The organism is Longilinea arvoryzae, assembly GCF_001050235.1.
Lineage (GTDB): Bacteria > Chloroflexota > Anaerolineae > Anaerolineales > Anaerolineaceae > Longilinea > Longilinea arvoryzae.
Genome location: NZ_DF967972.1, coordinates 2,572,130 through 2,587,441 on the forward strand (window position 1 = coordinate 2,572,130; position 15,312 = coordinate 2,587,441).

Here is a 15,312-nt window from a genome sequence, read left to right on the forward strand (position 1 = left end):
TTCGATCCACCGAAACCCTAAAGCATGCGCCGACTCAGGTTATTCATAGCGTCGTTTTTATTATGCTGCTGGCTGGCTGGCTGCGCCCGGTCGACCGGACGGATACCCACGCCAGTAATCTCCCCGGTCCCGACCCAACCTCCGACTCAGACAGCCGTTCCCGAGCCTTCTCCAACGCCGGTCGCAGCGCCCGATCCCACTCCTGAAGACGCGCCAGCGATTCAGGCGCAAACGCGCCTGGCCTGGTTTTACAAACCGCCCCGCTCCGGCAACCTAGCGGCAATCGCGCATGGCTATCAGTTTTTCATCCTGACGCGCATGGACGAACGCGAACGCGATGCCTTGCGCGGGTTGGGCGTCGAGGCGCCCATTTTACAGTATTTATTGTTTGACGAGGTCCAGGATCCGGGTTCATGCCTCGAGCAGCCAAATCACAACCAGGTCGCCGAAGAAACCGGTGATTTCTGCGAGTTGCGCCAGCAGCACGCGGATTGGTTCCTGCGCGATGCGGAAGGGAACGTGCTTTCGAACGATGACGGTTATCGCCTGATGAATCCGGGGAATCCGGCCTGGCAGGCATACTGGCTGGAGCGGGCCAGAAACAGCCAGGAGAACCTGGGCTGGCAGGGCGTATTCCTGGATAACGTCGAGGCCAGCCTCGAGAAACGGCGCCAGTATGGGAGCGTGCCGGTCGATTACCCGGATGACGCCAGCTACCAGGCGGCCATCGAAGAAAATTTGCGCTTTCTGTACACGACCTACTTCCAGCCGGAGGGACGGCTGCTCTACGCCAACATCATCGCGCTCGAGGATCGAGAGGTGTGGTTTCGCTATTTACAATATCTGGACGGTGCGATGATCGAGGATTTCGCCGCGGGTTGGAATGGAGAGTATTCGAACGTTTATGAATGGGAAGCGCAACTGGAACTGGCGGAACAGACCCAGGCAAGGGGGAAGCAGATCCTGCTCGTTTCGCAGGGCGATGAATTCGATCACGCCCGCGAGACGTATTCTTTTGCCTCGTATTTATTGATCAATAATGGAAATGCCTTCTTTCGCTACAGCAACGCCGCGGCATACAATGAAAACTGGAGCTATGAAAACACCTCGCTCCAGTTAGGCGCGGCTCTGGGGGCACGTTACCCGGTCGGCAGCACCTGGGTGCGCGATTTTGAGCGGGGTCAGGTGTGGGTCGACCCAAACGCGCACACCGCCGGCATCGAGCCGTCTCCATGAAGGTTCAGCGCGTGGGGCGGTCGATGCGCGGCGTCAACCGGTAATGGAAGTGCGGCAGGGAGAGCCCTTGCCAGACACCCAGGCGCGGCAGCAGAAGATGAGCTGAATTGGGCCGGACGCGGGCGCGGCCATCGAGCATGCTGAAAACGATGGCACAGCCCGACGAAAAAAGCAGGTCGATGACGCCTTGATGATATGAAATGGCCTTGCCATCCGGCAGCGCGAACACCGGCGGACACTCACCCAATTCGTGTTCGATCAAATTCCGTGAGGTGCGTAGCTCGGCGCGCACCGATTCCAGCGGTATCTGGGACAGAATTGGATGCGAATGGGTGTGCGGGGCGATGTCGACGCCGGCCTGGCGTAAAGCGCGTAGTTCGTCCCAACTGAGGGTCAGCCTGGGTGGGTTGGCGGAAGGGCGCACGAACCGATCATAGGCCGCGCCAATCCAATCCACGCGCTGGTCTCCGGGCATGCGTTTGAGCGCAAAGAGCAACTCGCGCCGCGCGCGAGCCTTTTCCTCCGGGCTGCCGATCGGGAAACGCCCGGCAGGCGTATCCAGCGCCGGCTGGCCGGAGTGATGGATGAGCTGGTAAACCTGGTCCCACCAGTAGGTTCCAGAACCCACGCAACCGGTGGCCAGAAAGAGCAGGGGGCGGATGCCAAACCGGGCACAGACGGGAAAGATCTCGTCCATGAAGTTGGAGTAACCATCGTCGACGGTGAGCAGGACGGCATCGCGCGGCAGGCTGTATTCGCCGCGCTGCGCCGCCAGCACATCCGCGAGCGCCACCGGGTGGTAGCGGCACGCCAGCAACTCGAGTTGGGCGGCAAATTGCGCCGGCGTCGCGCTGATATCCGCCGGGTCGAGCCAGGGATTGAGGGCGGGCGCTTCGACACGGTGGTAGGCCAGCACGTAAAGGGATTGCCCATCCTCTCGGCCCGTCTTCTGCAGTAAATCGATGGCTCCAACGGCTTCAGCGGCGGTAAGAAGGGCGTTCTTCCAACGATGTTTTGGCATAACAGACCCACCTCTTTGCAAAAGAAGCCGGGTGGTTTGGGCACCCGGCGTTTTCATCAGCGGTTCCTTTTAGAGGTGGCCAGGGCGATCACAATGATCACCAGGATGACGCCGGACAGAATGCCGACCACGGGCAGGATCCAGCCGGTCTGGCTGGCCAGCGGCACGGTCGTGGCGGGCAGGGTACTGGCGGCATCCGGGACCTGGGTCTGAGCAGGGGTTTCCGGGATGAGGGTGCCCGAGAGGTTGCCGGTTCCGACGCCCAGACGGGTGTCGCTGGTGAGAATTTGCTCACCCCGCACCACGGCGAAGTCGCCGCCCAGTTTGCTGCTCAGTTCGGAAACGGATACCGCGCCGGACGAATCGAGCAGGCCGGCGTCGGTGCTGCCCAGAACGGCCAGGATATTGCGTCCTTTTCCCCAGGGGGAGGCGGTCAATTCGAGGTAGCCAATCGAGGTATCCTCGGGTAGGCGGTAGACCACCCGGAAGATCGACTCCTGGGCGACATTGCTGCCGTCCGCAAAGGAGGCCGGCAATTGATCCGCCAGTTCAGCGAGCAGCGGAATCTGGCTGGCCTTGCCGACCAGGACCAGGTCGCGATCCTGGCGGTAGTCCGCATCGATCTGATCGGCGTAGGCGGCGTTGAATTCGACCATGTCGCCGTTCATGTGTGCACCCAACTGGTAGGCAATTTTGGCGGCGGCGTCGACGGCTGCGCTGGAATCCGGGGCGACCACGAATGCCAGTGTGTCAAGGTTGGGCGAGGTGGTGAAAGTGGATGTGAGGTTGGCCAATGTCGCGTATTCGACGATCTGCGCGGTGGCCGGGGTGAGCGGCAGGTGGATCAACGTTTGGTCGAAGACAGTCGTCCATGCGTTCTGGTACATCAGATCGGAGCAATAGGTCAGCGGGTGATTGTTGGCTTCGATGGTGAGCAGGTTCGTGCCCGGTAAAAGGAGGAAGCCCGGGATGACGACGCGCTGAGTGGTGACCTTTTCCGAGCTTTCCTTCGTATAGCCAATGCCGCCGATGGTGTGCCCGTTCAACAGGACGGACAGACCGGATTGGTCCATATTCAGCAGGGAGGAATTGGTAAAGACGACATCGACGTAGGCTTCTCCATCGATGGTCTGTCCGGCCGGGACATAGAAGGAAATATCCATGTAATCGACCGGGTTGTACTTCATGCCGCCCATCTGGATCGATGCATAGCCTAATTCGGCCAGGGTCCGGTCGACCGGCACGGCCTCGGCGCCCTGATCTGGGGTGATCTGCGAAACGACGGCCAGATCGGAGCGATTGCCGGTCTGGAGGGTGCCTGTGCTCAACGCCTGGGCGGCTTTGATCAGCCCGGCATCGGTTTCACTGCTGATCACCATGAGAACGTTCATTGCGTTCCAGGGTGAAACAACCGCCTGAATCACGCCGTCCTCGGGCTGTGCGCCGGGCGCATTGAATTTCGCGCCGTTGAAAGCCGCCGGCAGGGCTATGCCGCTCAGCGTCGCAAAACCGGATCCCTTGCCCACGAACACCAGGTGCGAATTGGCCCGCTGCGCCTCAGTCAGGGCGCTGACCGGGACGACGCTGACGGGCAACATACCACCGGTCAGATGGGCCAGTCCGGCGCTGATCGTGAGTGCGGCCTGCAGCTCTCCCACGGAGGGTTTGTCCGGGGTGACCAGCACGGCGGGAGTCACGCCCGGTGTGGAAAGTGAATTGGTCTTCACCACCAGTCTGTTGGGTTGGTAAAGCGGACGCGGGAACTGGGTCAGATCGATGGCCTGGTCGACGATGGTGTGACGCAAGTCGATGGTCGAATCTGCGGAGATTACCACCGTGGTCTGGTGTTCGAACTCACAATCGATTCCGGCGTCCAGGTAGATGCTCAGACTGTACTGGCCGGTGGGCGAGCTCAAGACCTCGGCGGGAATCGGAACGGTGACCGATCGTTCGCCGACCCAATCCAGGACCAGGGTGGTGACCCACTTACTGTTGAAGCTGATGTCCAGCGTCGCACCGGTTGCGGTCGCCAGGGCTGTATCGCTGAGTGTGGTCGAGGTCATCACGTTCTTGATCTTGAGCTGCACCGATGTGGCCCCGGTCAACGCCCAGGTGTTGGGCAGGCTGAAGCGGTAGCGAATGTAATCGTACGGCCCGTTCAGGATCTGGTCGGAATACCCCAAGTCGCGGAAGGCGTAGGTATTCTCATTCTGCACCGCGGTCTGCGTTTCGGCGGACGGCGTGGCCGTGGGCTGCACGCCGGTCTGGGCGAATACGTTTGCTGGCGTACACAGCAATGAGATAACAAGCATCAAGATGAAAAGGAATGACAGTTTCTTCATAATGGTCAATGCTGGTTAAGCATCCCTCCCCTTTAAAACAATTGAACTTTGAATGGCATTCATCAAAATCGGATAAATCCTGGCGACCACATGGTCCCAGGTAAATTGACTCTCAATGCGCTGGCGGGCTGCGCCGCCCATCCGAGCGCGCAGGTTGGCGTCCGAGAGCAGCCGGACGAGCGCGCCGGCCAGTGCGGTTGCATCTTCAGGGGGAACCAACAGACCGTTTTGCGGGTCGGTGATGATCTCACCCATGCCCTCGCCCGACACGCCGATACAGGGCAGGCCGAAGGCCATTGCCTCGAGCAGAACATCCCCCCAGGTTTCGAGACGCGACGGCAGGACGAAGCAGTCCGCGCTCTGATATAACGAATGGATGAACGTTCGATCCCAGGTCGGCGGAATGACCTCCACGCCGCGCAGGTCCAGGCCGGCTGGAAGAGGACCATTCGTGAGCATGACCAGGCGCGCACCGGGCAGTTGCATTTGAACGTTGGCAAAAGCGCGCAGCAGAATGTCGCCGCCCTTGCGGTAGAAATCCTTGCCGATGAACAATACCGTGGGGGATGCCGTTCCGGCGCGGCTTGAAAGGGCGGGCAATGAAGTCATATTGACGCCCCCACCCACGGCCGTCACCCGTTCGGGTGGAATGCCGTAATCGGCGATGACCGAAGCGCGGACGAATTCGCTGCGCGTGCAGATATGCGCTGCGCGCTGGAAGGCAGCCTGCTCCAGACGGATCCATCTCTTTCGCTCTTCCGGCGTGAGCGGGCTGCGGCCCAGTTCGGGCCGGCGCCCTGAAAGCACACTCGTATAATCGGTATAGATCACAGCCGGAATGCCCGTGTTTCCCCGGCTGGCATCGTAAAGCACACCGATCTGAAAAATCAGGTCGACCCGACCGGCCTGCCCGCGCAGGGCGCGCGCGACGGACGCCGAGCGTAATTCGAAGGCCGGCACGTTCTGGTAGAAGCGTTCCTTCCACAGGCGGCGATCCGGGCTGAATACCTGCAGCGCATTGAACAAGCGGGGCAGGCCGCGCAGCGTCGCATCCCGGATCTCGATCGGGAAGGCCCTGCGCAGGGATTCGAGCAGGCAGCCGTATTTTACCCGGGCGAAGGGTTCTTGGTCGACATCGCCGATCAAGGTTACGAAGAGGCGCGGAGAAGCATCCGTCATTTCAGGCGCCCCTTTCTTCGGCCCGGCGAACTTTCTGCCAGAGGGTGCGATCCTTGCCGCCCAGGTAATAGACCAATCCCTGTAAAGCAGCCAGATTGCTATTGACCAGGAAGGCCGGCAGGTAAGCCAGCTTTCGCAACGGCCCGGGCATGGCATCCTGGTTGCCGAGCCACGCCAGGCCGTAGAAGGCAAATTGAAGCCCAAAAAGAATCCAATTGTAGGGGGGCGTCAGCCGCATAAGGGAAGCCGGAATGCCGGCCGGCGGCCAGATCAGCGCGTACAGGTTGGCGATGAACGTGCCCAACATGAAGAAAGGCACGAACAGGCGCAAAATCTTGTGCGAAAGGATCTGCCACATCAACAGCGGGCGTTTGAACGGCAAGAACTGCCGCCAGCGGTGAAGCACCTGGTAACGCCCGGCGTTGATGCGTTTGCGGCGGATGATCTCGTCTTCCGCCGTGAGCGAGACGCGTTCGAAAGATCGGGCATCCGGCGCAAATACCACCCGGTGACCGCTACGCAGGACCTGCATGGCCAGGTAAAAATCGTCATTGATGGTGCCCCCGGGCGCGGGCTTGAACAGCGCTTTGCGGATGGCAAAGATCTCTCCGCTGACACCGGTGCACGAGCCCAGGCGGGTTTCCTGCCGCTTGATGAAGGCTTCGTACTTCCAGTACAGGCCTTCCGAGCTGCTCAAAGGGCCAGCGTCCTTTAGGATGTGCTTGGCGCCGCTGACCGCGCCGACCTGCGCGGAAACAAAGGGAGCAACCAACGCCCGCAGGGTATCGGCTTCGTACAAATTATTGGCATCCGAAAAGACGATCACTTCCCCCCATGTAAACGCCAGGGCGCGATTGATGGCCGCCATTTTCCCCTGGCGCTCCGGCTGATAGCATAACTCCACCCCTTGAGCGGCGTACTGCCGGACGATATCGGCAGTCCGGTCATCCGACCCATCCGCCGCGACCAGGATCTGGAGTTTTTCGCGGGAATAAGCCATTTCGAGCGCGTTGTCCAGCTTTTTGGCGATACAGCTTTCCTCGTTGTATGCGGCGATCAGGAGTGTGAGCGTGGGTTCTGCGGCAGGCGGAAATACCGGCTTCCGGCCTGTTCTTGCCAGCAGCGCCAGCAGGAGCGGATAGCCAAGATAGACGTAAAGGATCAGGGCGATGCAGATCCAGAACCCGATGCCGCTCATCCGACCGCCTCCCCGTTCAAGACCGCCTGATACAGCGCCCCGGTCCGGAGCGCCATTTCCTGCAGCGAGTAGCGTTCCAGGACGCGTTCGCGCGCTTTGTGACTCAAAGCCGCGCGCAGCCCGGGAGTCTTGAAAAGGCGCAGGATCGCTGCCGCAAGGCTCTCCGGGTCGCCGGGGGGGATGAGCAGACCGGTTTCTCCGTCGATCAGGGCTTCCGGCACGCCGCCGACCCGGGTGGCGACGCACGGCAATCCGCAGGCCATGGCCTCCAGCAGCGAGACGGGCAGACCTTCCGCATCCGAGGGCAGGACGAGAATATCGGCGGCCTGCATCACCGGGCGGACATCGGCCAGGCCGCCCAGAAATTGAACCCCATCGCCGGCCAGCGCTTTCAACTCGCCCTCGAGTGGACCCGAACCGGCGATTGCCAGATGCGCGTTGGGGATGGATTGGCGTATCGCAGGCCAGATGCCGATCAACCGATCCACGCGCTTGACGGGTACGAGCCGCCCGGCGTAAGCGGCCACCAAAGTCTCGGTTGGGAGGCCCAGGTCCTTGCGCAGGCGAATTTTGGTTTCGTTATCGACCGGGATGAAGCGGGCCGGATCGACGCCGTTGCCGATCATCACCCGCCGTTCCGCCGGAATTCCGGCCGATGCCAGCTCGGCGTCGATTTCCGAACTGATGGCAATGAATGCTGCGCACGAATTGCGCAGGGCCGCCAGGCGCCAGCCTCCCAGGAATTTATGACCCATCTTTTGCACGTCACCCTGCGGGCCGGATAGGTGGGGGGTGACGACGAACGGAGTCCGATACAGCGCCTGCGCGGCCAGCGCCACGGTCGCCGGGGAGATGAACTCATGCGCGTGAATGAGGTCGGGATTCAATTTCCGCAGCCGGGCGAGGGCGCAGAGCGTGAAACTCAACGCGGCGATTGGCTTGGGACCGGCCGCTGGAAGTCGATAAACAGGCACCCCATCGATGATCTCGAACGCGGCGGTGCCGGGCAAGCGCCGGGTCAGGACGCTCACATCCAGCCCCAGTCCACGCAGCGCCGGCGCCAACGCACCGACCTGGCGTTCAGCGCCGCCGATTCGGGGGGCATAACCGTGAATGATCATCGCCACACGTGTCATCGTTTATCGAGTTTCCTGCATTTCCGTATAGATTGCCAGTAACTCCTGGAACCAGGCCGCGCAGCCAAAGTGAGACGCGGCGAAATCCCGGGCCCGTTCGCCCATGCGCTGCCTCCCGGGACGATCGGCTGCCAATCGGGTGATCTCAGCAGCCAGACGTTCGGGTTCGCGCGGCGGGACGAGTACGCCGCACTCCGAATTGAGTAGGGTGTGCAGGTCGCCGACATCGGTCGCCACGACGGGCAGGCCGGCTGCCATGGCTTCCATAACCGAGAGCGGGGTGCCTTCGACGACCGATGAACTGGCATACAGATCGCTGGCGCGCAACAACCTGGGGACATCATTGCGCCTCCCCAGGAAGACCACCGCTCTGGAAACCTCCAGTTCGATGGCCAATTCTTCCCAATCCGCGCGCATCACCCCATCCCCGGCCAGCAGCAACAGCGTATGTGGGTTCGCTGCGTGAACGATGGCGAAGGCCCGGATCAGATCATCGTAGGCTTTGACGGTCGAGAACCGGCCGGCCGAGATGAGAATGACGCTCTCCGGATCCTTGAGCCATTGGCCGCGGATGGCCTGACGCTCGGACTCGGTCATCCCGGCCGGCTCTTCCACCGCGTTATAAACGACACGCATGGTCTGGTTGCCCAGCCGCCGGCGGTGCGCCTGTTCGGTTTGGCCGCCGACGGCGATGACCACGCGATCCAGCCAGCGCAGCACCCAGCTTTCAAGTATGGCGCGCACCCGGGAATACCGCCGGTCGTTGCCTGCCGAATGCAATGTCGCCGCAACCGGGATCCCCGCCCCATACCCCGCCAACCCGCCGACGATGTTGGCATAGGTCAGATGGGTCTGGATGACATCCGGCTTCGACTGCCGGAAATATTGCGCCAACCGCCGCAGGCGTCCGAGGTCCAACAAACGTCTGGCGGGGAAATACGTCAGGGTCACCCCCGCGGCCGCTAATTCGGCTTCCACCGCCGAGCCGGACGGCGAACTCAGGCAGATCACCTCGCAGCGCAGCGAACGCCGCTGGGCTTCATGGGCGAAGGTCACCAGGAGCTTTTGAGCTCCGCCAATCGCCAACGAGTCGATCACGTGGGTTATCCGGCCGATCATTGTGGTTTACCCCCATCCCTCTCCGGCAGACTCATGCTTGCACCGCGCCTTTCGCCAACTGGAAGAACGAACGCAGCACATCGCGATGGGTCAACCACAGGGTGACCCCGTATAACAGCGCCCCCGCGATGGGAAGCGCGATGATCCGGGTCCAATCCTGCAGGCCCATCATCTGCGATTTCAGGATATAAACGCCAATGAACATGATCAGACCGCTCAGGATGGCGGGCTGCATGGATTTGAGAATATCAACGGCCTTGATCTTCACGATCCAGGCCACAACCAGCAGTTCCACCAGCGTCAGGAAGATATTGATGGCGAGCTGGGCAGCCGCAACCGCGTAGATGCTGATGCCCGCGGCGGCCCACAGGATCGGCACCGAGATCACCAGTTTGGCGGCGCCCATCGCATTCAGAATCCAGGGCTTCCCCGTGGCCTTATAGATATCGCCGGCATTGAAGCCGAGCGCGTAAACCACCGCGTACAGGCAGAGCAACTGCATCACCGGGATGGAAGCCGACCATTTATCCGTGTAGAACATCAGAATGAACTCTTTGCTCAACAGGAACAATCCCAGGCCGATGGGGATGGTGATCAGCGAGATGTAGCGCAGCGTGGTCAAATAGCCTTTGCGTAAAGCCTCCAGGTTGTTCTGAATCCTGGAGAAAGCCGGAAATAGCGCCCGGCTCACCACCACGCAGATGTTGATGATGACCAGTTCCGGGATGCGGAACGCCATGGTGTAATAGCCCAGTTGGGTGGATTCCATGCGCTTGCCGATGATCAGATAGTCGATATTTTGCAGGAACATGCCGAGCAGATCGACCAGGATGATCTGCGAGCCGTAGCCAAGCAGTCCTTTCACCTCCTGGCGGTCCCAGGCCAGTCTGGGCCGATAGGGCACCACCACCCAGTAGAGGACATTCGAGACCAGGATACCGGAAACCTGCCCGATCACGAGACTCCACACACCCCAGCCCAGCAGCGCGCAAACGATGGAAATTCCACCTTTCGCAAAGGTCCTGCCGATTTCCGGTACAAAGACCTTGCGGAAGTTCAGCTCTTTCTTCAAACGGACCGAGTGAATGCTGCCGATGCTGGAGAGTACAAATGAAAACGACAGCACCTGAACGATGGGAATGATCCTGGGCTCGTTGAAGAAGGCGCCAATGGCCGGCGCCGACAGGAACGCCAGCAGCGTCAAAAGGGCGTTGACGCTCAGGCTGATGGTAAAGGCAATATTGGATTTTTTCTCTAGATCACCCTGCTGGTAGATCAGGGCCGATCCCACACCCATCTCATTGAGGGCATCCAGGTAATTGATGGCGATCAGACCCATCGAAAGCAATCCGAAATCATCCGGGACCAGGATGCGGGCCAGGATCAAGGTGCTGATGAACGTCAATCCTTTGCTAACGGCAAAAGATGTATAGTTCCACAGCGTTCCTTTCAGGGTGCTTTTCGCCAGTTTCTGCGTATCTTCCATGGGATCCAGTCCGCGGTCCGTTCTACTCCTTGATCAAAGCCTCTTTTTGAGTCTGGAGGACCTGGGGGAGCGCCATCGCGATGCCGGCCAACAGCCAGAAGTAGCGCGGGTAGGCGCCGTGAATGAACATGGCCGCGGTCAGGTAGCCGATCAGGCCGGCCGAAAACGCGCCAATCAGGTCCAGGAACTGAGGGTCGCCAAGCTGTGCGAAGCCCAGCCGGGCGCGATGGATGCACTGAAAAATGTAAAACAGGATATAGCCGAAGATGAGCAGCCCCAGCAAGCCGGTTTCGGCTGCCACCTCCAGGAAGAGATTGTGGGGCTCACGCAGCGTGGCCCGATTGTCCAGGCCCAGCTTGCGCGCGTAGGTCTGGTAGTTCACCGGGTAGTTGTCCGCGCCCACGCCAAGGATGGGGTGATCGATGAACATGTCCCACGCGGAAAGCATTTCGCTGGTGCGCCCGCGAATCGAGACTTCCGACCGGGTATCCTGTTCGCCGCTAAGGACGTTCGTGAGCGTCCCCATTCGATCCAGGAACGCGTCCGGCATCAACAGCAGGGCCACTGCGACGATGGCCACGAAGATCCCTACCATTGGAAGGCGTGGCGGCCGGTAGAGCGCCAGAGCGATCAGCGCGAAGACGAGCGCGATGATGCCGCCGCGCGAGTAGGTGTAAAGGACGGCGAGCGTTATGACCAGCGCGCCCAGGCCGGCGATGATTCTTAACAGAGTCCGCTTTTCAGAAATCATGCGGTTGATACATAGCGGCACCAGGACGACCAGGATCTGGGCGTAAAAATTCGGGTCGCCAATCGGCCCTGCCACGCGGTTGCCTTCGGTCACGCCGACGATGTTGAGCAGCGGCGCTTCGGCAAAACCCCAATAATTGTTGTCGAACGTTCCGGTGTTATATTGATACACGCTGATCGAGGCTACGAAAATACCGGCCAGGATCAGCGCCCAGATCACATATCGGAAAGTACTCTTCTTCTGGATCAAGGCGACGATCAGGATGGTGATCAAACCGTCTTTCCAGTAATCGGATGCGGATGCCTCGGCGCTGGCAATATCCGAAGCATACAGGATCGAGCCGAAGATCACCAGGGCATAGGCCAGAACGAGGACGGCGGGTTTTAGCCAGCCCTTCGGTAAATGGCCCGTGACTGCCCAACGCAGAAAAATCGCGCCCACCAAAATCGCAATGAAGATGCGCGCGACGGAGGGGGCGCCGTAATTGTGCACGGCAATGTCTGACACGCGCAGATAGGTGAGCACGATAAACACCAGCAATCCGAACTCCAGGTTCGCGATGGTCAATAATACGATCACCAGGAAAAGGGTGACGGCAAAAAGCAGATAGACGCTCGGAGAGATTCCGACTGCCATGCCGACTAAAGCTCCAATCACGATCGCCAGGATGGCAAAAAGGATGATCAGCCATCTGGGTGATGGGGTTTCCCAGTGTGTAAGTGACATAACGTTAACTCCTGCGCGGATGCCAAGAGGACACGGGACGTCCGACGCGCCCGATCCAGACGCCGATCAATGAGCGCCAGACCGTTCGAGCGCAAACTCGGCCTGTTCGGCCACATAATGGGCCGATTCACCATCATGGAACGACGAGACCGATACTGTCGGACTCACCTGGATCGTCTCGCCGTAATTGACCAGTTCGATGGGCGCGCACAGGGTGGTGCGGATGCGTTCCATCGTCCTCGCAGCGGCTTCTTCGCTGGTCTTGGGCAAAACGATCGCGAAAGTCGTATCGTCCCAACGCCCGATCATATCGTTGCCGCGCAATTCCTTCTTGAAAATTGCCGTAACCTGGCGCAGCAATTGCTGGATGACGTTGGCGGGAAGCGTGTCGATCAGATCGCTCAACCCGTTCAGGCGGATCAAGCCAAGCGAATATTTCTCCGTGGCCTCCCGGGAATGCAATTCACCCAGGCGGTGCTGGATATAGCGCCGGGTGAAGACGTTGGAGACCGGATCCAGGCTGGCTTTGAGACGATAGGACTCCAACGGGATGCGGACCTGTTCACTCACGATCGCCAACGCCAGCCCAAGGACCAGTCCCAGCACCGCGGCAACCCCTGCGTCGCGGAGCGGTAGAGGCTTGATCGGCACGGTCGGGACAACGGCCGGGTCCAGCGGATTGATGTCATAGACCTTATAGAGTTGCTGGATGTGATTGATGGCAGTCTGGCCGGTGTTGTTGGCCAGCATGGCCACCAGCGTGGCATCCGGACCCTCGAAAGTTAAATCGAGGATATTGGCGTCCGGCAGGACGACGGTCGAGCGCGTGAACTGAGTCAAATCCGCCGGATTCAACCCCATGTTTTTCACGGTCTCTTCATAGATGCTCTGGCTGTTGAGGAACTCGGCGTAGGTCTGGATGATCGATCGTTTATCCAGCGCTTCCAGGCTGTTGAGCACATCCTGGTCGCTTCCAACCAGGTTCGCGCTTGGACTGACCGAAAAACGCGCATAGGCCTGGTAAATCGGCGGCGTAAAGTAGGCGGAAATGAGCGCGACGTTGGTCGCGATCAGGATGGTCAGCAGGATGATCCACCAACCCCGTTTGATCATGCGCAAATAAAGTTTTAGTTCCATGTGGCCCTTCCTTTTCACCCTTGAGGACAGCTAGATGAAAGCAAACAAAAGCAATTTATTACCCGAAAACGACCCCAAATCACAGCATTGATTTCTCGATGAGTGAGGACAATTCCTGTACGTTTGTGTGCAGGTTGTATTGCTGTAAAACCCGATCCCGGCCATGCGCCGCCAGTTCGCAGGCAAAGGCCGGTTCGCGGTAGAGCTTTTCGATCGCATCGGCCAGCGCGGCGGCATCTTCCGGCGGGACCAGCAGACCGGTGGAATGATCCTGCACCAGTTCGGGTACGCCGGAAATGAGGGTGGCGACGACCGGAACTGTGCAGACCATTGCCTCCATGATCCCCACGGGAATTCCTTCCATCTTGCCGCTTGAAGTGATGATGCTGGGCTGAATGTAGACATCCGCGGTGGGTAACATTTCGGCAACCTCTTCCTGAGTCCGGGGGCCCAGCAATTCGACGCATTCGCCGAGATTGCTTGCGGAGATTTGAGCGAAAAGTTCGCTGTGCAATTCTCCACCACCGATGATGCGGCAGTGAACCGGGACGCCCCGTTTCTGTAAGATCGCACACGCCTGAATGAGATACTTCTGGCCTTTGTAGGGTTGAAGGGAACCGATGTTGATCAGTTCGAAGGTCTGGCTTGAGCGGACGCGATGATCCGGTTGATAATTTTCAGGCAACACGCCGCAGCGCACGATATGAATTTTTTCGTCCAATCCCCGGTCGACCTGATCGACCAGATAGTCGCGATTGAACTCGGAAATGGAAGAAATGAAGCTCGCATCCTTCAGCTTACACGGCAGCATGGCCTTCTCCACGTAGATATCGTGCGCGTGGACCGTAACGCTGTACGGGATGCCGGTCAGGTGATGGATAATCCAGGCGGCCAGCGCCGGGTGGGTGGCGTAATGCGCGTGGACATGCCGGATGCTTTCGCGCCGCATATCCCTGGCCATGGCAACGCTCTTCGGAAAGATGACGCAGACACGCAGCAGGAACCTGAGACTGGTCCGGTTTCCCCAGATTGCGCGCGCTGCGGTGGAGAGGTAAAGACTCGGGTGATGAATGAACTCCGAAAGATTCGCCAGGATCACCCGCGCGGAAAAGAGCCGCATATCTTTCGCGCGGGCCAGAAACGCTTGCGCCTGTGGATGGACGACGGCTTGCCTTTGCCGGATCAACGGATAAACGGAAACCTCCCATCCGAGGTGTTTCATCTCAAGCATTTCTCTGAGGATGAACGTTTCGGACAGGTGCGGGAAGCGAGACATGACGTATGCGATCTTCCCTTTCGTCAATGCGCTCCCCTTTGGGCAAAAACTGCTTCGACGGTATGCAACAGGATCTGGAAATCGAGCCAGATGGATTGTCTTTCGATATAGGCGATATCCAAGCGCAACCGTTCGTCGAACTCGACGGATCCTCGCCCCATGATTTGCCACAACCCCGTCAATCCGGGAGTGATGTCCAACCTTTCCGTATGCCAGAGCTCATAGGTCTTGGGGCTGAACGAGGTTGGGCGGGGGCCGACCAGGCTCATTTCTCCGGAGAGGATGTTGATCACCTGGGGCAATTCATCCAGGCTGGTCTTGCGCAGGATTCTGCCCAGGGGGGTGATGCGGGGATCATTGGTAATTTTAAAATCCGGCCACTTCAATTCATTCGCATAGGCAAATTGTTGCTTGAGTTCCTCGGCATTTGGCACCATGGTGCGGAATTTAACCATCTTGAAGCGTTTTCCGCCCTTGCCGGTACGCAACTGCGTGAAGAAAACCGGGGCAGTCGGGTCATCGATCTTCATGATGACTGCCGTCGCGATGAGAATCGGCGCCCAGACCGGCGCGCTGACGATGACGATCAATAAATCCAGCATCCTCTTGAGGACGTAATAATTCTGGCCTGTAATCAACCGTTTTTCGGGTGGAAAATCCTTCAACCAGTCTATCGTTAAATCGGCGGCTCTCCCCCTGTTCACC

The 15,312-nt window shown here is 59.5% G+C and carries 12 protein-coding genes; 1 reads left to right on the forward strand and 11 read right to left on the reverse strand.

Going from position 1 to position 15,312, the window contains the following annotated elements; all coding sequences use genetic code 11:
* The first annotated feature begins 24 nt into the window (after window positions 1–24).
* Window positions 25–1,236, forward strand: a complete 1,212-nt coding sequence (locus tag LARV_RS11385; RefSeq protein ID WP_075073749.1) for a putative glycoside hydrolase — start codon at window positions 25–27, stop codon at window positions 1,234–1,236.
* Between the two features lie 4 nt (window positions 1,237–1,240).
* Here LARV_RS11385 and LARV_RS11390 read toward each other — a convergent pair whose 3' ends face one another.
* From LARV_RS11390 to LARV_RS11440, 11 genes are all read right to left on the reverse strand, one after another.
* A complete protein-coding gene (locus tag LARV_RS11390) occupies window positions 1,241–2,257 on the reverse strand; it encodes a polysaccharide deacetylase family protein (protein ID WP_075073750.1) in 1,017 nt (338 codons plus the stop codon).
* Window positions 2,258–2,313: 56 nt separating this feature from the next.
* The gene (locus LARV_RS11395; RefSeq protein WP_075073751.1) at window positions 2,314–4,599 is read right to left on the reverse strand and encodes a cellulose biosynthesis cyclic di-GMP-binding regulatory protein BcsB; all 2,286 of its coding nucleotides are present in this window, start codon (window positions 4,597–4,599) and stop codon (window positions 2,314–2,316) included.
* Window positions 4,600–4,614: 15 nt separating this feature from the next.
* Complete coding sequence (locus LARV_RS11400; RefSeq protein WP_075073752.1) at window positions 4,615–5,778, reverse strand: glycosyltransferase family 4 protein; 1,164 nt, start codon at window positions 5,776–5,778, stop codon at window positions 4,615–4,617.
* 1 nt (window position 5,779) lies between these two features.
* Window positions 5,780–6,976 carry a glycosyltransferase family 2 protein gene (locus LARV_RS11405; RefSeq protein WP_075073753.1) on the reverse strand — a complete coding sequence of 399 codons (1,197 nt, stop codon included), beginning with the start codon at window positions 6,974–6,976 and terminating at the stop codon, window positions 5,780–5,782.
* The gene (locus tag LARV_RS11410) at window positions 6,973–8,112 is read right to left on the reverse strand and encodes a glycosyltransferase family 4 protein (RefSeq protein WP_075073754.1); all 1,140 of its coding nucleotides are present in this window, start codon (window positions 8,110–8,112) and stop codon (window positions 6,973–6,975) included. The genes LARV_RS11405 and LARV_RS11410 overlap by 4 nt, the downstream gene beginning before the upstream one ends.
* 3 nt (window positions 8,113–8,115) lie before the next feature.
* Entirely contained in the window at window positions 8,116–9,231 is a 1,116-nt protein-coding gene (locus LARV_RS11415) for a glycosyltransferase (protein WP_075073755.1), read from the reverse strand.
* A gap of 31 nt (window positions 9,232–9,262) precedes the next feature.
* Window positions 9,263–10,717 (reverse strand): lipopolysaccharide biosynthesis protein, encoded by a 1,455-nt coding sequence (locus tag LARV_RS11420; protein ID WP_075073756.1) that lies wholly within the window; start codon window positions 10,715–10,717, stop codon window positions 9,263–9,265.
* 22 nt (window positions 10,718–10,739) lie between these two features.
* A complete protein-coding gene (locus tag LARV_RS11425) occupies window positions 10,740–12,194 on the reverse strand; it encodes an O-antigen ligase family protein (protein ID WP_075073757.1) in 1,455 nt (484 codons plus the stop codon).
* Window positions 12,195–12,260: 66 nt separating this feature from the next.
* Window positions 12,261–13,331, reverse strand: coding sequence for a diguanylate cyclase domain-containing protein (locus tag LARV_RS11430; RefSeq protein WP_075073758.1), 1,071 nt, complete (start codon window positions 13,329–13,331; stop codon window positions 12,261–12,263).
* Window positions 13,332–13,410: 79 nt separating this feature from the next.
* Complete coding sequence (locus tag LARV_RS11435) at window positions 13,411–14,634, reverse strand: glycosyltransferase (RefSeq protein WP_083522514.1); 1,224 nt, start codon at window positions 14,632–14,634, stop codon at window positions 13,411–13,413.
* Entirely contained in the window at window positions 14,631–15,272 is a 642-nt protein-coding gene (locus LARV_RS11440) for a sugar transferase (RefSeq protein ID WP_201785917.1), read from the reverse strand. Before LARV_RS11440 ends, LARV_RS11435 begins: the two co-directional genes overlap by 4 nt.
* Window positions 15,273–15,312 lie beyond the last annotated feature (40 nt).